Annotated in this window: 20 protein-coding genes; 16 read left to right on the plus strand and 4 right to left on the minus strand. The window is 40.3% G+C overall.

Going from position 1 to position 21,983, the window contains the following annotated elements; all coding sequences use genetic code 11:
* Nucleotides 1-209: 209 nt before the first annotated feature.
* The 9 genes from trkA to QEZ38_RS04380 all read left to right on the plus strand — a co-directional run bounded on the left by trkA (nucleotide 210) and on the right by QEZ38_RS04380 (nucleotide 11,374).
* Nucleotides 210-1,559, plus strand: a complete 1,350-nt coding sequence (gene trkA / locus QEZ38_RS04340; RefSeq protein WP_281335142.1) for a Trk system potassium transporter TrkA — start codon at nucleotides 210-212, stop codon at nucleotides 1,557-1,559.
* 3 nt (nucleotides 1,560-1,562) lie between these two features.
* Nucleotides 1,563-3,002, plus strand: a complete 1,440-nt coding sequence (locus QEZ38_RS04345; protein WP_045763704.1) for a TrkH family potassium uptake protein — start codon at nucleotides 1,563-1,565, stop codon at nucleotides 3,000-3,002.
* Between the two features lie 163 nt (nucleotides 3,003-3,165).
* Nucleotides 3,166-3,798, plus strand: coding sequence for a hypothetical protein (locus QEZ38_RS04350; RefSeq protein WP_281335143.1), 633 nt, complete (start codon nucleotides 3,166-3,168; stop codon nucleotides 3,796-3,798).
* Between the two features lie 61 nt (nucleotides 3,799-3,859).
* Nucleotides 3,860-4,552 (plus strand): CPBP family intramembrane glutamic endopeptidase, encoded by a 693-nt coding sequence (locus QEZ38_RS04355; protein WP_075232049.1) that lies wholly within the window; start codon nucleotides 3,860-3,862, stop codon nucleotides 4,550-4,552.
* A gap of 357 nt (nucleotides 4,553-4,909) precedes the next feature.
* Complete coding sequence (gene arcA, locus QEZ38_RS04360; protein WP_049549003.1) at nucleotides 4,910-6,139, plus strand: arginine deiminase; 1,230 nt, start codon at nucleotides 4,910-4,912, stop codon at nucleotides 6,137-6,139.
* A 67-nt stretch (nucleotides 6,140-6,206) separates the two neighbouring features.
* Entirely contained in the window at nucleotides 6,207-7,220 is a 1,014-nt protein-coding gene (argF, locus tag QEZ38_RS04365) for an ornithine carbamoyltransferase (protein WP_248034733.1), read from the plus strand.
* A gap of 258 nt (nucleotides 7,221-7,478) precedes the next feature.
* Nucleotides 7,479-8,426, plus strand: a complete 948-nt coding sequence (gene arcC, locus QEZ38_RS04370; RefSeq protein ID WP_281335144.1) for a carbamate kinase — start codon at nucleotides 7,479-7,481, stop codon at nucleotides 8,424-8,426.
* A gap of 93 nt (nucleotides 8,427-8,519) precedes the next feature.
* On the plus strand, nucleotides 8,520-10,028 hold the full coding sequence (locus QEZ38_RS04375; protein WP_281335145.1) for a YfcC family protein: 1,509 nt from the start codon (nucleotides 8,520-8,522) through the stop codon (nucleotides 10,026-10,028).
* Nucleotides 10,029-10,045: 17 nt separating this feature from the next.
* Nucleotides 10,046-11,374, plus strand: coding sequence for a dipeptidase (locus QEZ38_RS04380; RefSeq protein WP_281335146.1), 1,329 nt, complete (start codon nucleotides 10,046-10,048; stop codon nucleotides 11,372-11,374).
* 697 nt (nucleotides 11,375-12,071) lie between these two features.
* Here QEZ38_RS04380 and QEZ38_RS04385 read toward each other — a convergent pair.
* Both QEZ38_RS04385 and QEZ38_RS04390 read right to left on the minus strand, forming a co-directional pair.
* Entirely contained in the window at nucleotides 12,072-12,206 is a 135-nt protein-coding gene (locus QEZ38_RS04385) for a hypothetical protein (RefSeq protein ID WP_281335147.1), read from the minus strand.
* A 10-nt stretch (nucleotides 12,207-12,216) separates the two neighbouring features.
* Nucleotides 12,217-13,761: a peptide chain release factor 3 gene (locus QEZ38_RS04390; protein WP_281335148.1), complete on the minus strand. Its 1,545-nt coding sequence runs from the start codon at nucleotides 13,759-13,761 to the stop codon at nucleotides 12,217-12,219.
* 212 nt (nucleotides 13,762-13,973) lie between these two features.
* Here QEZ38_RS04390 and gatC point away from each other — a divergent pair, with 212 nt between their 5' ends.
* From gatC to nusB, 7 genes are all read left to right on the plus strand, one after another.
* Nucleotides 13,974-14,276 carry an Asp-tRNA(Asn)/Glu-tRNA(Gln) amidotransferase subunit GatC gene (gene gatC, locus QEZ38_RS04395; RefSeq protein WP_281335149.1) on the plus strand — a complete coding sequence of 101 codons (303 nt, stop codon included), beginning with the start codon at nucleotides 13,974-13,976 and terminating at the stop codon, nucleotides 14,274-14,276.
* Nucleotides 14,276-15,742 carry an Asp-tRNA(Asn)/Glu-tRNA(Gln) amidotransferase subunit GatA gene (gene gatA, locus QEZ38_RS04400; RefSeq protein ID WP_281335150.1) on the plus strand — a complete coding sequence of 489 codons (1,467 nt, stop codon included), beginning with the start codon at nucleotides 14,276-14,278 and terminating at the stop codon, nucleotides 15,740-15,742. Before gatC ends, gatA begins: the two co-directional genes overlap by 1 nt.
* The gene (gene gatB, locus QEZ38_RS04405) at nucleotides 15,742-17,184 is read left to right on the plus strand and encodes an Asp-tRNA(Asn)/Glu-tRNA(Gln) amidotransferase subunit GatB (protein WP_281335151.1); all 1,443 of its coding nucleotides are present in this window, start codon (nucleotides 15,742-15,744) and stop codon (nucleotides 17,182-17,184) included. The genes gatA and gatB overlap by 1 nt, the downstream gene beginning before the upstream one ends.
* 124 nt (nucleotides 17,185-17,308) lie before the next feature.
* Nucleotides 17,309-18,352 carry a 2,3-butanediol dehydrogenase gene (locus QEZ38_RS04410; RefSeq protein WP_281335191.1) on the plus strand — a complete coding sequence of 348 codons (1,044 nt, stop codon included), beginning with the start codon at nucleotides 17,309-17,311 and terminating at the stop codon, nucleotides 18,350-18,352.
* A gap of 339 nt (nucleotides 18,353-18,691) precedes the next feature.
* Nucleotides 18,692-19,252: an elongation factor P gene (gene efp / locus QEZ38_RS04415; RefSeq protein ID WP_000568646.1), complete on the plus strand. Its 561-nt coding sequence runs from the start codon at nucleotides 18,692-18,694 to the stop codon at nucleotides 19,250-19,252.
* Nucleotides 19,253-19,280: 28 nt separating this feature from the next.
* Nucleotides 19,281-19,670: an Asp23/Gls24 family envelope stress response protein gene (locus QEZ38_RS04420; RefSeq protein ID WP_049548992.1), complete on the plus strand. Its 390-nt coding sequence runs from the start codon at nucleotides 19,281-19,283 to the stop codon at nucleotides 19,668-19,670.
* A complete protein-coding gene (gene nusB, locus QEZ38_RS04425) occupies nucleotides 19,663-20,085 on the plus strand; it encodes a transcription antitermination factor NusB (RefSeq protein ID WP_281335152.1) in 423 nt (140 codons plus the stop codon). The genes QEZ38_RS04420 and nusB overlap by 8 nt, the downstream gene beginning before the upstream one ends.
* A gap of 58 nt (nucleotides 20,086-20,143) precedes the next feature.
* On the opposite strand, the gene QEZ38_RS04430 is transcribed toward nusB, so the two are convergent.
* Together QEZ38_RS04430 and QEZ38_RS04435 are read right to left on the minus strand one after the other, a co-directional pair.
* On the minus strand, nucleotides 20,144-20,857 hold the full coding sequence (locus QEZ38_RS04430; RefSeq protein WP_281335192.1) for a CPBP family intramembrane glutamic endopeptidase: 714 nt from the start codon (nucleotides 20,855-20,857) through the stop codon (nucleotides 20,144-20,146).
* 362 nt (nucleotides 20,858-21,219) lie between these two features.
* Nucleotides 21,220-21,945, minus strand: a complete 726-nt coding sequence (locus tag QEZ38_RS04435) for a CPBP family intramembrane glutamic endopeptidase (RefSeq protein ID WP_281335153.1) — start codon at nucleotides 21,943-21,945, stop codon at nucleotides 21,220-21,222.
* Nucleotides 21,946-21,983: the final 38 nt, after the last annotated feature.

Here is a 21,983-nt window from a genome sequence, read left to right on the forward strand (position 1 = left end):
TTTTTACAAACATATTTACATTAGTTAAAAATGCTTCTGTATTCATTAGAATTAGACGAAAATAGCTGATTTATATCTTAAATTTTTAATAAGTAAGATTATCAATAGGACAATTTCCCACCCCAATAATGAAAAGAGTCGGTTGCCGAGTGCATTTTATTCTAAAAAAGAGTATGATAGATACATATTGAAAAAGTAGGTTATATAACATGAAGATTATTCTTGTCGGAGGGGGGAAAGTTGGTTCTGCCCTTTGTCGTTCACTTGTCGCTGACAATCATGATGTTGTCTTAATTGAACAGAACGAAACAGTTCTTAATTACATGACAAGCCGTTTTGATATTATTGGAATTGCAGGTAATGGAGCTGACTTTGCCATGCTAGAAGCTGCCAATGTTCAAGACTGCGATATTTTCATTGCTATGACTCAATATGACGAGGTCAATATGGTCTCTGCTGTCTTAGCTAAAAAGATGGGGGCTAAAGAAACTATCGTCCGTGTCCGCAATCCTGAGTATTCCAACCCTTACTTTAAAGAAAAAAATATTCTCGGATTTTCTCTCATTGTCAATCCAGAACTCCTAGCGGCTCGTGCTATTGCTAACATCATCGACTTCCCAAACGCTCTTTCTGTTGAGCGTTTTGCAGGTGGTTTGGTTAGTTTGATGGAATTTGTTGTCCGTAAGGATAGCAATATCTGTCAGATGTCTATCGCAGACTTCCGGAAAAAGTTTGGCAATGTGATTGTCTGTGCTATTGAGAGAGATCATAAGCTCATGATTCCAAGTGGAGACATGGTCCTCCAAGACAAGGATCGGATTTTTGTTACTGGCAATCGTGTAGACATGATGCTTTTTCATAACTATGTCAAATCTCGTGTCGTTAAGAGTTTACTCATTATCGGAGCCGGAAAAATCGCCTACTACCTTGTTGGTATTTTGAAAGATAGCCGTATTGATACCAAGGTCATTGAACTCAATCCAGATCGCGCAGCATTTTTCAGTCAAAAATATCCAAAACTCTATATTGTACAAGGGGACGGAACTGCAAAAGATATTCTCCTAGAAGAAAGTGCCCAACACTACGATGCGGTCGCAACCCTTACTGGAGTTGACGAAGAAAACATTATTACATCTATGTTCTTGGATAGTGTGGGTGTTCAGAAAAACATCACTAAGGTCAATCGAACTAGTCTCTTAGAGATTATCCATGCGCCTGAGTTTTCTAGTATCATCACACCAAAAACCATCGCTGTTGATACGATTATGCACTTTATCCATGGTCGTGCCAATGCTCAATATTCAGATCTTCAAGCCATGCACCACCTAGCAAATGGACAGGTTGAGACTCTTCAATTCCTTATCAAGGAAGCTAACAAGATGACTGGCAAACCCTTGTCTCAATTGAAACTCAAAAAAGATATTTTAATTGCTGCTATTATCCGTAATGGGAAAACCATCTTCCCAACTGGTGAAGATAGCCTTCAAGTCGGTGATAAGTTAGTTGTCATCACACTACTATCAAATATCACCAAGATCTATGATCTGTTAGAGAGGTAAGCTATGAATAGAAGTATGGTACGATTTCTTCTTGCAAAGCTACTCTTGATCGAGGCTGGTCTACTCTTAGTTCCAGTTAGCATTGCTCTTTATTATCGAGAATCGAGTCAAGTTTTTACAGCTCTTTTCTCTACCATCGGAATCCTTGTTGTTCTAGGTCTTCTGGGAATTATCAGTAAGCCCAAAAAACAGCGAATCTATGCAAAAGAAGGGGTCTTAATTGTAGCTCTCTGTTGGATTCTCTGGTCATTCTTTGGTGCCCTTCCCTTTGTCTTTTCAGGACAAATTCCCAATATGATAGACGCCTTCTTTGAGATTAGTTCTGGCTTCACAACAACGGGAGCAACCATTTTAAATGATGTTTCTGTCTTAAGCCGTTCCCTTCTATTTTGGAGGAGTTTTACTCACCTTATCGGAGGGATGGGGGTGCTGGTTTTTGCCCTAGCTATCATGGACAATGCAAAAAACAGTCACTTAGAGGTTATGAAGGCAGAGGTTCCTGGACCAGTATTTGGTAAGGTTGTATCTAAGCTAAAAAATACAGCCCAAATCCTCTATATCCTATATCTCGCTATGTTCGCCCTTTTTGTGGTTATTTATTACCTTGCTGGAATGCCACTCTACGATAGTTTTGTTATCGCTATGGGTACTGCTGGTACTGGTGGCTTTACTGTTTATAATGACGGAATTGCCCACTATCACAGTTCTCTCATCACCTATCTGACAAGTATCGGGGTTTTAATGTTTGGTGTCAATTTCAACCTTTACTACTACCTCATGCTCCGTCGTATCAAGGAATTCTTTTTTGATGAAGAACTCCGAGCCTATCTCTTGATTGTAGCCATATCAACTGGCTTAATCACGCTTAACACACTCCACCTCTACAGCGGAGTTTCACAAAGCTTTGAGATGGCCTTCTTCCAAGTATCTAACATCATTACCACTACCGGTTTTGGATATGGAGATATCACGAACTGGCCTTTGTTCTCTCAATACATCTTGCTAATGCTGATGGCAATCGGTGGTTCTGCCGGCTCCACTGCAGGTGGTCTCAAGGTCATCCGCGGAGTCATCCTATCTAAAATTGCTAAAAATCAAGTCTTGTCTACCATATCACCTCACCGCGTTTTAACACTTCAGGTTAATCAAACGGTTATTGATAAGGATACTCAGCACAAGATTCTGAAGTACTTTGTGGTTTATATCATGATTCTACTCAGTTTGATTTTCATCGTCAGTTTAGATACCAATAATTTAATGGTTGTCACGAGTGCTGTTTTCAGTTGTTTTAACAATATCGGTCCTATTTTAGGAACAACTGCAAGTTTCTCAATTTTTAGTCCATTTTCAAAACTTCTACTATCTTTTGCAATGATTGCAGGACGTCTGGAAATCTATCCAATCATACTGCTCTTTATGAAGCGAACCTGGTCTAAACGTTAGAACAATCAACTGTACACCCTATCTTCTCTCTTCAAGGAACCCTTGAAGGGGGATTTTTTAGTTTCAAAAGACAAGACAGCTCTAAAAATCGACAATTGGGAATTTAAGGATTTTTCTCTCCTATCTTTTAGCTATAATAAGAAAAAAATATAGGGGATACTTTATGGAAAAAGTCATGAAATCAATTCGACTACTCTTATTCTTTGCCTTAATCCAACTGGCACTTTGTAGTTGTATCTTTTGGTCTGGAACCTCTCTAGCCCTCAAACAATCCTGTTTTTATTTTCTACTAGCTTTATTGGGCTTATCTGGGTCTTGTGCCTTTATGCATTATTTATCTAGTCACAACCTGAAAAGAGATAGACTGATTGATAGGAGTCGCTTTATCTTTTTATTGTATAGTATGATGGTTATTGTCAATCTCTGTGGTGTCGGACTTGTTCTGTCAGAGAGTATCGTCACTGTTAACTTACTTCAAAAAGAAGCTGTAGAACTCATCCTTCCCTCCTTCTTTTTTCTCTTTGGAGTTGATCTCGTTACCTTTCTCCCCTTGAAAAAATGGAGAAGGTTACAAAAAGATTCCAGTAGCAAGGAAGTGAGATTTTCCGTCATCATCATTTCTATTTTAATCTTCCTACGTAATCCAATCACCATTTTATCGATTGCTTTTTATATTGGCCTTGGTGCTCTATTTCTCAGTTTTTTATTCCCAAAAAATTTGAGACAGGAGGTATCATTCTACGGTCATTTGATTCGGGATATTCTATTTGTCGTCTGTACTTTGCTCTTATGGTAACAAATAGAATCTTCTCAGCAATTGTGCTATAATTAGATAAAATTTTTTAGGAGACATATCAATGAACTTTTTTAAGGATTTTCGTAAACGACTCGCTTGGTTTGGGATCTTGTTAGTAGCTATCTTTCTCTCTCAAATCCCGATGCAAACTCTAGCTCTACTAGCACTAAGTCAGATCGATCCTATCTGGTCAACACTTATCGTAGCTCTTATTTCGATTCTTGTCATCGCCATCTTTTTGTTCGGTGCCCATAAGAGCAAGTTGCTGGTATTTAAACCTAAACTCTTAGCGATTAATGATGTCCCTCGTATTGTTTTGAGTTATTTGACAATCTTTGTTGGAAATCTTGTAGGTGGCATCTGGCTACAACTCATAAAACAAACAACAACTTCTAATCAGCAAGTAATTAACAACCTTATTTCTGAAAGCTCTCTGATTAGCAGTTTCTTCCTCATCGTTTTAATCGCACCTATTTGTGAAGAAATTATTTGTCGCGGGATTATTCCTACCAAACTCTTCCAAGGCTACGAAAAGTTTGGCTATGTCATTGGTTGGTTGATTTTCCTCCTTGCGCACAGACCTTCTAATCTCCCTTCCTTCTTGATTTATGGCTGGATGTCTGCCGTCCTCACTTGGACTGCTTATCGTACACGACGTTTGGAAATGTCTATCTCGGTCCATATGCTACTTAATAGTATCAGCTTCATCTTACTGGCACTCTTCACAATTTTTATGAAGAATTTCGGTATCTAATACCCAACTATCCATTCCCTTAGACTAGAATGTTTCGTTCCAGTCTAAGGGATTTTTTTATTTCAACAAACTTTTCACCTCAAAAAATCCACCTTTTTCTACTATCTCAAAAATTTTTTTAAAAAATTTTAAAAATATTTTTATGCATAAATTTTATAGAATATAAAAATAAGTTAACTTAACATGTATATTTGTGAATATTCTTATAAAAAAATGTAAGAAATCCTTTAAAATAGCCATTTTAAAGCCTTTTAGGCCTTATCATATCCCTTGTAATGCATATTAATTTGTGATACTATTAGCTTGTAAGCGATACCAATATCATTTGGTACACACGAGAAAAAAAGGAGGATCCACATGTCTTCACATCCAATTCATGTTTTCTCAGAAATTGGGAAACTGAAAAAAGTTATGTTGCACCGTCCGGGTCAAGAATTAGAAAACTTGATGCCAGATCACCTTGAGAGGTTGCTCTTTGATGACATCCCATTTTTAGCAGATGCCCAAAGTGAACACGACGCCTTTGCTCAAGCACTCCGTGACGAAGGAATCGAAGTGCTCTATCTTGAACAGTTAGCTGCTGAATCATTAACTTCTCCAGAAATACGCGACCAGTTCATCGAAGAATATCTCAACGAAGCAAATATTCGTGGTCGACAAACTAAAAATGCCATCCGAAAACTGCTTCATGATATTGACGACAATCTTGAACTGATCAAGAAAACAATGGCAGGTGTTCAAAAAGTTGAATTGCCTGACATCCCTGAAGAAGGCAAAGGATTAACTGACTTGGTTGAATCTGACTATCCATTTGCCATCGATCCAATGCCAAACCTTTACTTCACCCGCGACCCATTTGCGACTATCGGGAATGCAGTATCACTTAATCACATGTACGCCGATACACGCAATCGCGAAACACTTTATGGTAAGTACATCTTCAAGCATCACCCAATTTATGGTGGCAAAGTAGAGCTCATCTATAACCGTGAAGAAACTACTCGGATTGAAGGTGGAGATGAACTTGTTCTTTCAAAAGATGTCCTAGCAGTTGGGATCTCTCAACGGACTGATGCCGCTTCTATCGAAAAACTTTTGGTTAATATCTTCAAAAAGAATGTTGGCTTCAAGAAAGTTTTGGCTTTTGAATTTTCAAACAGCCGTAAGTTCATGCACTTGGATACTGTCTTCACCATGGTAGACTATGACAAATTTACAATCCACCCAGAAATCCAAGGCAATCTTCGCGTCTATTCCGTCACTTACGAAAATGAAGAACTCAAGATTGTTGAAGAAAAAGGAGATTTGGCAGAACTTCTTGCTCAAAACCTTGGTTTAGAAAAAGTTACACTCATTCCTTGTGGTGATGGTAATATTGTTGCAGCTGCTCGTGAACAATGGAATGATGGCTCTAACACACTCGCTATCGCACCAGGTGTCGTAGTCGTTTATGAACGCAACACTGTGACCAATAAGAAACTTGAAGAATATGGACTTCGTCTCATTAAGATTCGCGGCAGGGAGTTGGTACGCGGTCGTGGTGGACCTCGTTGTATGTCAATGCCGTTTGAACGCGAAGACATTTAGATTCTTCCTATTTCTGCCTAGCATCTGCTAGCAGAATCATGCTTGTTAGAAAAGGATATATAGAATGATACATTCAGTATTTCAAGGAAGAAGTTTTCTAGCTGAAAAAGATTTTACTCGTGCAGAGCTCGAATATTTGATTGGACTTTCAGCTCACTTGAAGGATCTTAAAAAACGAAACATCGAACACCGCTATCTAGCTGGTAAAAATATTGCTCTTTTATTTGAAAAAACTTCTACCCGTACACGCGCAGCATTCACAACTGCTGCAATCGATCTTGGTGCACATCCAGAATACCTGGGGGCAAACGATATTCAACTAGGTAAAAAAGAAACTACGGAAGATACCGCAAAAGTTTTGGGACGTATGTTTGATGGTATTGAATTCCGTGGTTTTAGTCAAGATATGGTTGAAGAATTAGCTGAATTCTCTGGTGTTCCTGTTTGGAATGGCTTGACGGATAAATGGCACCCAACTCAAATGCTTGCAGACTACTTGACAGTACTAGAAAATTTCGGACATCTTGAAGGTTTGACATTGGTTTACTGTGGTGACGGTCGTAACAATGTTGCCAATAGCCTTCTAGTAACAGGAGCCATCCTTGGTGTGAACGTTCATGTCTTTTCACCAAAAGAACTCTTCCCAGATCAAGCAGTTGTTGCACTGGCTGAGGGATATGCCAAAGAAAGTGGGGCTCACATCCTCATCACAGAAGATGCTGATCAAGCTGTAAAAGGGGCTGATGTCCTTTACACTGATGTTTGGGTATCTATGGGCGAAGAAGATAAGTTTGCAGAACGCGTCGCTTTGCTAAAACCTTATCAAGTCAATATGGATCTTGTTAAGAAAGCAGGCAATGAAAACTTAATCTTCCTCCACTGCTTACCAGCCTTTCATGATACAAACACAATCTATGGCAGACAAGTAGCTGAGAAATTTGGTGTAAAAGAAATGGAAGTAACTGATGAGGTCTTCCATAGCAAATATGCTCGTCAGTTTGATCAAGCAGAAAATCGTATGCACACCATCAAAGCCGTTATGGCTGCTACACTAGGAAATCTCTACATTCCTAAAGTGTGATACAAACTATAAGAAACAGCTTAGGGGCTGAGACTAGTGTTTTAGTCCAGTCCCTTTTTGTAATAGTTACGAGCTCTGAATTGGAATTCCCCAATAGTCACCATTCAAGCAAAAAGCTCACAATAAGTAACTGCCTTCCAGTTATTCGCATTTCGAAATTCCAACTCAACTCGTCCCTACAAAGTCTTTCTTCTCAACTTCCAAATCCAAGCCTTTAACCAAAATTGGTTTTTGTTCATCCAAAAGAAAGGAGCGCTCATGTCTCATCGTAAAATCGTTGTCGCTCTTGGAGGAAATGCCATTCTTTCCACAGATCCATCTGCTCAAGCTCAAGAAGCTGCTCTGGCAGAAACAGCACGCCATCTGGTAAAACTCATCCAAAATGGTGATGAATTGATTATCACCCATGGCAATGGACCGCAAGTTGGTAACCTTCTCCTCCAACACCTAGCAGCGAATTCCGAAAAAAATCCTGCCTTTCCTCTCGATTCACTTGTTGCTATGACTGAGGGTAGCATCGGTTTTTGGCTCCAGAATGCTCTGGAAAATGCTTTACAGGATATTCATCTTGATAAAACTGTCGTTTCTGTTGTCACACAAGTTGTCGTGGACAAGAATGATCCTGCCTTTCTCAATCCAAGTAAACCCATTGGTCCATTCTACTCAGAAGAAGAGGCTAAAGCAGAAAGCGAAAAAACTGGGGCTAACTTTAAAGAAGATGCAGGACGTGGCTGGCGTAAGGTAGTGGCTTCTCCAAAACCTGTTTATATCAAAGAAATCGATAGTATACGCGCACTCTTAGATAAGGGACAAATTGTCATCGCAGCAGGCGGTGGAGGTATTCCTGTAACCAAAAATGAAAACGGTTACTTCTCAGGAGTAGAAGCTGTCATCGATAAGGATTTTGCATCGCAATGCTTGGCAGAGCTAGTCGAAGCAGATCTCTTCATCATTTTAACTGGCGTCGATTATGCCTATATCAACTATAACAAACCAAATCAAGAAAAATTGGAGCAGGTAACTGTTAACCAGCTTCAAGAATACATCAAAGAGGGGCAATTTGCTCCTGGTAGTATGCTACCAAAAATCCAAGCTGCCATTGATTTTGTGACCAATCGTCCAGCAGGAAAAGCCGTCATCACTTCCCTCAGCAATTTGGGAGCCTTGATTGAATCTGATAGCGGAACAATCATCGTGAAAGAATAATAGTTTAGTCATACCTTTCAAGAAAGTTTAGTCAGCACTCTTGCCACATCATTCGTTTTTATACTGTGTGACATAGTTTAGGAGGAAAAACAAATGAGTGAAAATAAAAAAAGGTTTCAAATGCCTTCATCATACACTGTTTTGATCATCATCATTGCCATTATGGCATTCTTGACCTGGGTCATCCCTGCAGGTAAGTATGATACCAACGAAGCAGGTAACCTCATCGCGGGTACCTATCAAACTGTTGACTCTAATCCTCAAGGGATTTACGATGTCTTTATGGCGCCAATTCGTGCCATGCTCGGTCACGAACCAACTAGCGCAGCAATCGACGTTGCCTTCTTTATCCTTATGGTAGGAGGTTTCCTTGGTGTCGTAAACGCTACTGGTACACTCGATGTAGGGATTGCCTCCATCGTTAAAAAATACAAGGGCCGCGAAAAAATGTTGATTCTCATCCTCATGCCCCTCTTCGCACTTGGAGGAACTACCTATGGTATGGGTGAAGAAACCATGGCCTTCTATCCCCTTCTTGTCCCTGTAATGATGGCAGTTGGTTTTGACAGTATCACTGCCGTAGCCATCATCTTACTAGGTTCTCAAGTTGGTTGTTTGGCATCTACATTGAATCCATTTGCTACTGTTATCGCCTCTGATACTGCGGGAATCTCTTCTATGGATGGGGTTATTCTCCGTGTTATCTTCTGGTTTGTAATGACAGGTATCAGCACTTACTTTGTCTATCGTTATGCAGAAAAGATTCAAAAAGATCCTACTAAATCACTCGTTTACGCTCAACGCGAAGAAGATATCAAACACTTTAATATTTCAGAAAACGATGATGCACCATCTACTTTGAGCAAGAAACAAAAACATGTCCTCGCTTTATTTGTATTAACCTTTATCATTATGATTGCAAGTTTCATCCCTTGGGTTGATTTGCATGTTACTATATTTGAAGACTTCAAGAATTGGTTAACCGGCCTTCCTGTAATTGGAGGAGTTATCGGTTCAGATGCTCTACCATTTGGTAGCTGGTACTTCCCAGAAGGCGCTATGCTCTTTGCCGTTATGGGGATTTTGATCGGTGTTGTCTATGGTCTCAAAGAAAGCAAGATTGTCTCAACCTTCCTAACTGGTGCTGCAGATTTGCTTTCAGTAGCCTTGATTTGTGCGGTTGCTCGTGGTATCCAAGTTATCATGAACGATGGTATGATTACTGCAACCATCCTACACTGGGGTGAAGTTGGCCTTCAAGGTCTTTCTCCTCAAATCTTCATCGTATTGACCTATATCTTCTACCTACCTATGTCCTTCCTTATTCCTTCTTCATCTGGTCTTGCTAGTGCAACTATGGGTATCATGGCTCCTCTTGGAGAGTTCGTCAATGTTAAAGCAAGCCTTATCGTCACTGCCTACCAATCTGCATCTGGTGTTCTTAACCTTGTGACTCCTACTTCAGGTATTGTCATGGGGGCTCTTGCTCTTGGTCGTGTCAGCCTTGGAACTTGGTGGAAATTTGTTGGAAAACTTGTCATCTCAATTGTCATTGCAAGTATTCTACTTCTTATCTTGGGTACCCTAGTGCCATTCTTATAGTAAAGAGGGAAATACGGATGAAATCCTATATTACAGAATCAATCAAAGATGATTTTCTTCAGAGTTTGAAAACAATCATCTCTTATCCTTCTGTTCTCAATGAAGGTGAAAATGGCACTCCCTTTGGTCAAGCCATTCAAGATGTCCTGAAAAAAACTCTGGACTTGTGTCAAGAACTTGGTTTTAAAACCTATCTGGATCCTCAAGGATATTATGGTTATGCAGAAGTTGGTGAGGGGGATCTCCTTGCCATCCTCTGCCACCTAGATGTCGTTCCTGCAGGCGATTTGACAGACTGGGAAACTCCTCCATTTGAAGCTAATATCAGAGATGGACGGATTTATGGTCGGGGTGCGCAGGATGATAAAGGACCTTCTCTTGCAGCCCTTTACGCAGTCAAAAGCTTGCTTGACCAAGGAATTCAATTCAAAAAACGGGTTCGTTTCATATTTGGTACTGATGAAGAAACCCTTTGGCGTTGTATGGCAAGATATAATGCCATTGAAGAACAAGCCAGCATGGGATTTGCTCCTGACTCATCATTCCCATTAACCTATGCAGAAAAAGGGCTCCTTCAGGTCAAACTTCATGGACCTGGATCAGAACAACTCGCCTTAGATATAGGTGGAGCCTTTAATGTCGTACCTGATAAGGCAACCTATCAAGGACCACTTATGGAGCAGATCCAGGCAGGCCTCATATCTGCTGACTACGATTATCAACAAAATGATCAGAACCTTACTGTTCTAGGACTATCTAAGCATGCCAAGGATGCTGGCCAGGGGATTAATGCAGTCATTCGATTAGCCACCGTGCTTGATTCCATTCAATCCCATCCTGCACTGACATTTCTTGCCAAAGAAGTTGGTCAAGATGGTCAAGGAAAAGGAATCTTTGGTGATATCAGCGACCAGCCTTCTGGACATTTATCCTTTAATGTGGCCGCCTTAACCATTACTCCCGAAAGTTCTGAGATTCGAATTGATATCCGAATCCCAGTCCTTGCAGACAAGGATGCCCTTGTTCATCAGCTGATAGAGTGTGCAAAATCTTACCAACTTAGCTACCAAGAATTTGACTACCTGGCACCACTTTACGTTGCAAGAGATAGCACACTCGTCACTACTCTCATGCAGGTTTATGAAGAAAAAACTGGTGACAAGAGTCCCGCTCTATCATCTGGCGGTGCAACCTTTGCACGTACCATGCCAAACTGTGTCGCTTTTGGCGCCCTCTTCCCAGGAAGAGAGCAAACAGAACACCAAGCAAATGAATATGCTATCTTAGATGATCTCTATCATGCTATGGATATCTATGCTGAAGCTGTTTACCGATTAGCGACCTAAAAGACCTCCTAAACTCCGTCCCAAATCGGGACGGAGTTTTAGGAAAATTCTAAACAGCAAGCTACAACAAAAGCCAAGGAAGGGATTTTCTTGGCTTTTTGCAATAGTTTTAAGGTTAGTTACCAACTAGGCACTCTTTTTTCATTAGGACACACAGTTTTACAAATCAATTCTATTTGCCAAACGCAGTTAGAAAGGCAGGCAGCTAGACCGCTTCCTTTCTGTTACTAGGCAAACTGCCATAGCGGTTACCGATTGTTACACTACAACACGGAGTTTAGCAAATCGATCATATTTGCCAAACGAAGTTAGTGAGATAGGCAGACACTTTGCTTCCTTGCCATTACGACGGAAAAATCCACGAATCAAAACCATTCGCGGGTTTTGCCTAGTGAAGCGTTTAGGCAAATCGCCTTAACGGTTACCAATTGATAGATTACGACACGAAGAGGAGAAAACGATTATTTTTCGTCGATGAGTTAGTAAGGCAATCAGGCCACTTTCTACCCATCACGATGTAAAGTTTTACGAATCGATAATATTCGTAAAACTTTACTAGTGGAGCGCCTAGCCAAGTTCTATAGAAACTTGGCGTTAGTTACTTAGATTGTTATACAACCACATAAATTTACTGAACTACGACACGGAGTTTAGCAAATCAATTTCATTTGCCAAACGCAGTTAGTAAGGCAGGTAGCTAGACCGCTTCCTTACCATTACGACGGAAAAATCCACGAATCGATACCATTCGTGGATTTTTCCTAGTGAAGCGTTTAGGTAAACCGCCATAGCGGTTACCGTCAAATGACAGCAACTTTATGTTGCTAGTCATTTGTAACAATTTACATCTTCTCTTCCAACTCTACATCTGGATACTTGTCCGCAAACCAGCGAAGGGCAAAGTCATTTTCAAAGAGGAAGACAGGTTGGTCAAAACGGTCTTTGGCCAAGATATTTCGGCTTGATGACATCCGTTCATCTAAGTCCTCAGGCTTGATCCAACGAACGGTTTTTTTACCCATTGGGCTCATGACCACTTCCGCATTGTACTCGCCTTCCATACGGTGTTTAAAGACTTCAAACTGGAGTTGACCAACAGCACCTAGCATGTACTCGCCTGTTTGGTAATTCTTATAAAGCTGGACGGCTCCTTCTTGTACCAACTGTTCCATTCCCTTGTGGAAGGATTTTTGTTTCATAACGTTCTTAGGCGAAACCTTCATGAAAATCTCAGGAGTAAAGGTTGGTAGTGGTTCAAACTCAAACTTGTTCTTCCCAACAGTTAGCGTATCTCCAACCTGGTAGGTACCAGTATCATAAACCCCGATAATATCTCCCGCTACGGCATTAGTGACATTCTCACGACTTTCTGCCATAAACTGAGTAACATTTGACAGCTTAGCTCCCTTACCAGTACGAGGGAGATTAACACTCATACCACGCTCGAATTCACCCGATACGATACGGACAAAGGCGATACGGTCACGGTGACGAGGATCCATGTTGGCTTGGATTTTAAAGACAAATCCTGAAAAATCCTTGTCGTAAGGATCCACAATTTCACCGTCTGTTTTCTTGTGTCCATGTGGTTCTGGAGCAAACTTAAGGAAGGTTTCAAGGAAGGTCTGCACACCAAAGTTTGTCAAAGCTGAACCAAAGAAGACTGGTGTCAATTCTCCAGCCAGAATAGCTTCCTCTGAAAACTCATTTCCAGCTTCATTCAAAAGCTCAATATCATCCTTGACTTGCTCGTAGAAAGGATTGCTGCCAAAAAGCTCGTCCCCATCTTCTAGACTAGCGAAACGTTCATCCCCCTTGTAGAGTTCCAAGCGTTGGTTATAAAGGTCATACAAACCTTCAAAAGCTTTCCCCATCCCGATTGGCCAGTTCATAGGATAGCTCGCAATGCCTAGAACTTCTTCTAATTCTTGCAAGAGATCCAAAGGCTCACGACCGTCACGGTCCAGCTTGTTCATAAAGGTAAAGACGGGAATGCCACGATGTTTCACAACCTCAAACAATTTCTTGGTTTGGGCCTCGATACCTTTTGCAGAGTCCACGACCATGACCGCAGCATCCACCGCCATCAAAGTCCGATAAGTATCTTCTGAAAAGTCCTCGTGCCCTGGGGTGTCTAGGATATTGACACGCTTACCATCGTAGTCAAATTGCATCACAGATGAAGTAACCGAAATCCCACGTTGCTTCTCGATATCCATCCAGTCAGACTTGGCAAAAGTCCCTGTTTTCTTTCCTTTTACGGTACCAGCCTCACGAATCTCGCCTCCAAAGTAGAGCAACTGCTCAGTAATGGTTGTTTTCCCCGCGTCAGGGTGGGAGATGATAGCAAAGGTACGACGTTTCTTAATTTCTTCTTGAATATTCATAAGTTCTCTTTCTCTGATTCTCTATTTTTCTTGTTTCAATGGCTAAGAATGATTTCTACATTGGATTTTACCATTCCTTTCAACACTCCATTATATCGGATTTTAGCATTTTTTTCAATTTCTATTTCTTTTCAGTTCCGCCTCCCTTATTTATAGGAAAATATGGTAAAATAGAACAGATAAATAATCATCATTTCACGAAAGGATACCAGATGAAAATTACGCAAGAAGAGGTAACTCATGTTGCCAATCTTTCAAAATTAAAATTCTCAGAAGAAGAAACTGCTGAGTTTGCAACAACCTTGTCTAAGATTGTTGATATGGTCGAATTACTCGGCGAAGTCGACACTACTGGTGTTGAACCAACGACTACCATGGCAGATCGCCAGACCGTTCTTCGCCCAGACGTAGCCGAAGAAGGAACTGACCGTGATCGCTTATTTAAAAATGTACCTGAAAAAGATAACTACTATATCAAGGTACCAGCTATCCTAGACGATGGAGGAGATGCCTAATGACTTTTAATAACAAAACTATTGAAGACTTGCACAATCTCCTTGTTTCTAAGGAAATTTCAGCAACTGAATTAACACAAGCTGCGCTTGAAGATATCAAATCTCGCGAAACAGCTATCAACGCTTTTATTACTATCGCCGAGGAGCAGGCTCTTGCTCAAGCCAAAGCTATTGATGAAGCTGGAATTGACGCTGACAATATCCTTTCAGGAATTCCGCTAGCTGTTAAGGATAATATCTCTACAGACGGCATCCTAACAACTGCAGCCTCAAAAATGCTTTATAACTACGAACCAATATTTGATGCAACAGCTGTTGCCAATGCAAAAGCCAAGGGCATGATTGTTGTTGGGAAAACCAACATGGACGAGTTTGCCATGGGTGGATCAGGTGAGACTTCTTACTACGGTGCTACTAAAAATGCTTGGGACCACAGCAAGGTTCCTGGTGGATCATCAAGTGGTTCAGCTGCAGCTGTAGCTTCTGGACAAGTCCGCTTATCACTTGGTTCTGATACTGGTGGTTCTATCCGCCAACCTGCTGCCTTTAACGGGATTGTTGGTCTCAAACCAACTTACGGAACAGTTTCACGTTTCGGTCTCATTGCCTTTGGTAGCTCATTAGACCAAATTGGTCCTTTTGCTCCAACTGTTAAGGAAAATGCCCTCTTGCTCAATGCTATTGCCAGCGAAGATGCAAAAGACTCTACTTCTGCTCCAGTCCGAATTGCTGACTTTACTTCAAAAATCGGTCAAGACATTAAGGGCATGAAAATTGCTTTGCCTAAGGAATACCTTGGCGAAGGGATTGACCCAGAAGTTAAGGAAACTATCCTCAACGCCGCTAAGCACTTTGAAAAACTTGGTGCTATCGTTGAAGAAGTGAGCCTTCCTCACTCTAAATACGGTGTGGCAGTCTACTACATCATCGCTTCATCAGAAGCTTCATCAAACTTACAACGTTTTGACGGTATCCGCTATGGTTTCCGTGCTGAAGATGCTAAAAACTTGGACGAGATTTACGTTAATACTCGCAGCCAAGGATTTGGTGATGAAGTGAAACGTCGTATCATGCTTGGAACTTTCAGCCTTTCATCAGGTTATTACGATGCCTACTACAAGAAGGCTGGTCAAGTTCGTACCCTCATCATCCAAGATTTTGAAAAAGTCTTTGCAGATTACGATCTCATCCTTGGTCCAACAGCTCCAAGCGTGGCCTTTGATTTGGATTCACTCAACCACGATCCAGTTGCCATGTACTTGGCTGACCTCTTGACCATCCCAGTCAACTTGGCTGGACTTCCAGGAATTTCAATTCCTGCAGGATTTGCCCAAGGTCTACCTGTCGGGCTCCAATTGATTGGTCCTAAATACTCAGAAGAGACTATCTACCAAGCTGCTGCTGCTTTTGAAGCAACAACAGACTACCACAAGCAACAACCCGTGATTTTTGGAGGTGATAACTAATGAACTTTGAAACAGTCATTGGACTTGAAGTCCACGTAGAGCTCAACACCAATTCAAAAATCTTCTCACCTACTTCTGCTCACTTTGGAAATGACCAAAATGCCAACACTAACGTGATTGACTGGTCTTTCCCAGGCGTACTACCAGTTCTCAATAAAGGTGTTGTCGATGCTGGTATCAAGGCTGCACTCGCTCTTAACATGGACATCCATAAGAAGATGCACTTTGACCGCAAGAACTACTTCTACCCTGATAATCCCAAAGCCTACCAAATTTCTCAATTTGATGAGCCAATCGGTTATAACGGCTGGATTGAAGTGGAGCTAGAAGACGGTACGACTAAGAAAATCGGTATTGAACGTGCTCACTTGGAAGAAGATGCAGGTAAAAACACACACGGCACAGATGGTTACTCTTATGTTGACCTCAACCGTCAAGGGGTGCCATTGATTGAGATTGTATCTGAAGCAGACATGCGTTCACCAGAAGAAGCTTATGCTTATCTAACAGCCCTCAAGGAAGTCATCCAATACGCTGGCATTTCTGACGTTAAGATGGAGGAAGGTTCGATGCGTGTGGATGCCAATATCTCGCTTCGTCCTTATGGTCAAGAAAAATTCGGTACCAAGACTGAGTTGAAGAACCTCAACTCCTTCTCTAACGTCCGTAAGGGTCTTGAATACGAAGTCCAACGTCAGGCTGAAATCCTTCGCTCTGGTGGTCAAATCCGCCAAGAAACACGTCGTTATGACGAAGCTAACAAGGCAACTATCCTCATGCGTGTTAAGGAAGGAGCTGCAGACTACCGTTACTTCCCAGAACCAGACCTACCGCTCTTTGAAATCTCTGATGAGTGGATCGAAGAAATGCGTACGGAGTTACCAGAGTTTCCAAAAGAGCGCCGTGCACGCTATGTCTCTCAACTCGGATTATCAGACTACGATGCTAGTCAGTTGACAGCTAATAAAGTTACTTCTGACTTCTTTGAGAAAGCTGTTGCCCTCGGTGGCGATGCCAAACAAGTATCTAACTGGCTCCAAGGGGAAGTTGCTCAGTTCTTGAATGCCGAAGGCAAGACACTTGAACAAATCGAATTAACTCCAGAAAACTTGGTAGAAATGATCGCCATCATCGAAGACGGAACTATCTCATCTAAGATTGCCAAGAAAGTCTTTGTCCACCTAGCTAAAAATGGCGGTGGCGCGCGTGAATACGTGGAGAAAGCAGGTATGGTTCAAATCTCAGATCCTGATGTCTTGATTCCAATCATCCACCAAGTCTTTGCAGATAACGAAGCTGCAGTTGCCGACTTCAAGTCAGGTAAACGTAATGCAGACAAAGCATTTACTGGATTCCTTATGAAAGCAACCAAAGGACAAGCCAACCCACAGGTTGCCCTCAAGCTACTTGCCCAAGAACTGGCTAAGTTGAAAGAAAATTAATATGTAAAAGAAACCAGCCCTGAGGTTGGTTTTTCTTGACAAATACAAGGAAAGCGTTTACAATATTACATGTAAAGTTTCCTAAAAGGAAAACTAAAAATCGCAACAATAAGGAGTTATTCATATAACTACAATGAAAGCAGCTCGCTGGCATGCAGCAAAAGATGTTCGTATTCAAGAAGTAGAAGTTCCTGAGGTACTTCCGCACCAAGTAAAAGTTGCTGTTAAATTCACAGGAATTTGTGGTACTGACCTCCACGAATTTTTAGATGGCCCTATCTTCATCCCAACAGAAGAACATGTCTATTCTGGTCAAAAAGCACCAGTAACACTGGGACATGAATTTTCTGGTGAAATTGTAGAAGTCGGAAGCGATGTTACTCGTGTTAAAATTGGTGATCGTGTTGCTGTAGAACCAATTCTAGCTAAGAATAACTTAGTTGGTAATTATAATTTGGATCCAAACCTTAATTTTGTCGGTTTGGCTGCAGACGGTGGATTTGCCAAATATTGTGTTTTAGACGGTGACTTAGTACATGTCATTCCAGATAGCTTAAGCTATGAGCAAGCTGCTCTCACTGAGCCAGCTGCTGTTGCAGTTTATGCAGTTCGTCAATCAGCACTAAAAACTGGTGATACTGCTGCTGTCTTTGGCTTAGGTCCGATTGGTCTCTTAATTGTAGAAGCCCTTCGTGCAGCGGGTGCTTCTAAGATTTATGCTGTTGAACTATCACCTGAACGTCAAGCAAAAGCTGAAGAGTTAGGAGCTATCGTTGTCCGTCCGGAAGAAGGTGAAACAGCTGTTGAAGCTATTCATCGTTTAACAAACGGTGGTGTAGATGTTTCTTATGAAGTAACGGGTGTGCCAGTAGTTTTAGGACAAGCCTTAGCTGCCGTACATAAAGCAGGTGAGTGCATGGTGGTCTCTATCTGGGAACGAGAAGCAAATATTAATCCGAATGAATTTGCAATCCAAGAAAAGACACTAAAAGGAATCATTGCTTATCGTCATATCTTCCCTAAAGTATTAGAATTGATGGAACAAGGCTACTTCTCTGCTGAAAAATTAGTTACTAAGAAAATTAAATTGGAAAATATCATCGAAGAAGGCTTTATCGAATTAACTCAAGATAAGTCACAAATTAAAATTTTGGTAGAACCAGAATAAAAATCAATCTTTTTAAGACAATACTAACAGGTCGGAGTAAGCTTACTACGGCCTTTTGAAATATAATACTCTTCGAAAATCTCTTCAAACCACGTCAGCTTCCATCTGCAACCTCAAAACAGTGTTTTGAGCAGCCTGCGGCTTGCTTCCTAGTTTGCTCTTTGATTTCCATTGAGTATGAGAAGAAATATAGTGGATACTATTTAACATTAACCACTCCACCTGACTAGGCAATATTCTTTTTCTCCTCTACCATCTCCCAATAACTATTTTGGCTTTATTTCCAGAAGATTTTATGGTAAAATGAAGAGTAATAATATTTATAAAAGAGGTAAAAACATGATTGAAGCAAGTAAACTAAAGGCTGGTATGACCTTTGAAACAGCTGAAGGAAAATTGATCCGCGTTTTGGAAGCTAGCCACCACAAACCAGGTAAAGGAAACACTATCATGCGTATGAAATTGCGTGATGTCCGCACTGGTTCAACTTTTGAAACAAGCTACCGCCCAGAAGAAAAATTTGAGCAAGCAATCATCGAAACAGTTCCAGCTCAATACTTGTATAAAATGGACGACACAGCTTACTTCATGAACACAGAAACTTATGACCAATACGAAATTCCTGTTGTGAATGTTGAAAACGAATTGCTTTACATCCTTGAAAACTCAGATGTAAAAATCCAATTCTACGGAACTGAAGTAATCGGTGTAACTGTACCAACTACTGTTGAATTGACAGTTGCTGAAACACAACCATCTATCAAAGGTGCTACTGTTACAGGTTCTGGTAAACCAGCAACTATGGAAACTGGTCTTGTCGTGAACGTTCCAGACTTTATCGAAGCAGGACAAAAATTGATTATCAACACTGCAGAAGGAACTTACGTTTCTCGCGCCTAATCTCTAGAAACTAGAAAGAGGTCATTCTATGGGAATTGAAGAACAACTTGGCGAAATCGTCATCGCCCCACGTGTACTAGAAAAAATCATTGCTATTGCAACTGCGAAAGTTGAAGGCGTACACTCTTTTTCAAACAAATCAGTATCTGACACCCTTTCAAAACTTTCTCTTGGTCGTGGCGTATACCTAAAAGAAGCCAACGATGAACTTACAGCTGATATCTATCTCTACCTAGAGTACGGTGTCAAAGTTCCTAAGGTTGCTATGGCTATCCAGAAAGCTGTTAAGGATGCTGTCCGCAATATGGCTGATGTTGAAATCACTGCAGTCAACATTCACGTTGCTGGTATCGTTCCAGATAAAACACCAAAACCAGAATTGAAAGACTTATTCGACGAGGACTTCCTCAATGACTAGTCCATTATTAGAATCTAGACGTGAGCTACGTAAGTGTGCTTTCCAAGCTTTGATGAGTCTTGAATTTGGTTCAGATCTAGAAACCGCTTGTCGCTTCGCCTACACGCATGATCGCGAAGATGCAGATGTGCAACTTCCTAACTTCCTTGTGGAGCTCGTTTCTGGTGTCCAAGCTAAAAAGGATGATCTGGATAAACAAATCACTCAACATTTGAAAACTGGTTGGACTATCGATCGTCTGACTTTAGTGGAAAAAACTCTTCTACGCCTAGGAGTTTTTGAAATTACTTCATTTGACACTCCTCAACTCGTAGCTGTTAACGAAGCCATTGAGCTTGCTAAAAGCTTTTCAGATCAAAAATCAGCCCGTTTTATCAACGGACTCCTCAGTCAATTTGTGACAGAAGAAGATTAAGTATAGAAAAAGTGTTTGACTCAAATCAAACACTTTTTTTATTTTCTTATTACTAGCACTATCTAAAAAAACGATAATAGATAAAATTATAAACAAAAATCCAAATAGGTTTAGCGTGGTTGAAAAAGTTGAACAAACAATGACAAAGAATGGTCAATCGTAGATTAGATGTATAACGATAGACAAGAGCGAAAAAGAAACCGAAAAAACTAAAATATAATAAACTAATCGGATCTCGGTGAGATAGTATCAAATGACTGAATCCAAATATAAGAGCTGAGAAGATGACATCCAGATAATACTTGGACTGGGGAAAAAAGGTATTCATAAAATATCCACGATCAAGCGTCTCTTCCAAAATAGGACCAATGATGACTACTAAGATAAAACTAAGAATAGTCGATAAAAAAGTTGGTCGTCCATTAGAAAGCACCATTGTATAAAGGTAATCATGAATATTCTTGTAATCAATCAAATGAGCATAGCGTTCCCAAAAGCGACCTAAAACTTGATTCACCACATAGCATGCAAGCAAGTAAAATATCGTTGACCAGTTCCAACTCTTTTTTTCAAAGACAAAGAGCATCTTTTTCCTTTGTAACCACCAAACTAAAAGAAATAGGATCAGCACTAACTCCATTGTTAAAATAATAGAATAGCTATCTATACCTAGACCTAAAATGATCGTCACATACAAACCAATCGTTTGTGGTAAATAGGTAGATAGGAAACTAATCAGCAAAAACATTCCAAATTGTCTTAGTTTTTTCATCATTACTTCTTTCTAATCAACAAAATTACCAAATCTACAGATCTTCTCAATGACTAGTCAACTCTCCAATTTACTACTATACCTCAATAACGCTTTTAAAGTAGTAGAATAGGGCATCTGAAATTTTTTCATTCTTTCTTCCTAGCCTAGTGACTAGTCCATCAGATTATCATTCCTTATTATATAATATACATCTTTTTTTGACCACACTCACATCTATTTCCTCAACTGTCAATTCTTAATCCCGAAATGTATACCTTACTGTTGAAGCATCTCTTAATCACTTAAAATAGAGAGCTAACTTTCTTCGGGGAAGAATCAAAAGAGTGCTTGACTTCTGCCAAACACTTTTCTTATTACTACTATCTTAAAAAATGATAATAGATAAAATTATAAACAAAAATCCAGATGGGCTTTGCATAAATGAGAAAGTTGAAAAAACTATGGCACAGGATTGTAATTTTCAGGTTCTTTGTCCAACGGTAGACCAGGGCATAGAAGAGACCGCCTAAACTATAAATGATCAAACTGATAGGATCTCGGTGAGTTAGGATCAAATGACTAAGTCCAAAGATGAGGGCTGATAAGATAACATCCAGATAATACTTGGAGTTTGGAAAGAAGGTATTCATAAAATACCCTCTATGAATCAGTTCCTCCAATATAGGTCCGACGACTACTGTTAAACTAAAACTGAGAACAGTTGATAGAAAAGTTGGTTGCCCATTGGAGTATAGAATCGAAATAAGGTCTTGAAAGATATACTTGTTATCAATTAGGTGATGAAACTGTAATTGAAAAGCATCCACCAATTGACGATCAAAATAAGTAGCCACTAGACCAACTACAAGGTAAAAGAATCTTGACTTCTTAGAACCCTTTTTTTCAAAAATATAGAGCATCTCTTTCTTTTTGAGCCAGTAGATAAATAATAGCAAAAGAGCTGTTACTTCAACTGTTAAAAAGATAGAATAGCCATCTATCCCCCATCCTAAAAACTTAGTCAGATACATAATCCCTAACTCTGGTAGATAAACCGATAGAAATACCAGTAAGACAAAGACTCCCAAATGCCCTAGTTTTTTCATACTCACTCCTTTAACTTATCAATAGCCAACACCAGAAC

The organism is Streptococcus taonis, assembly GCF_029948085.1.
GTDB lineage: Bacteria > Bacillota > Bacilli > Lactobacillales > Streptococcaceae > Streptococcus > Streptococcus taonis.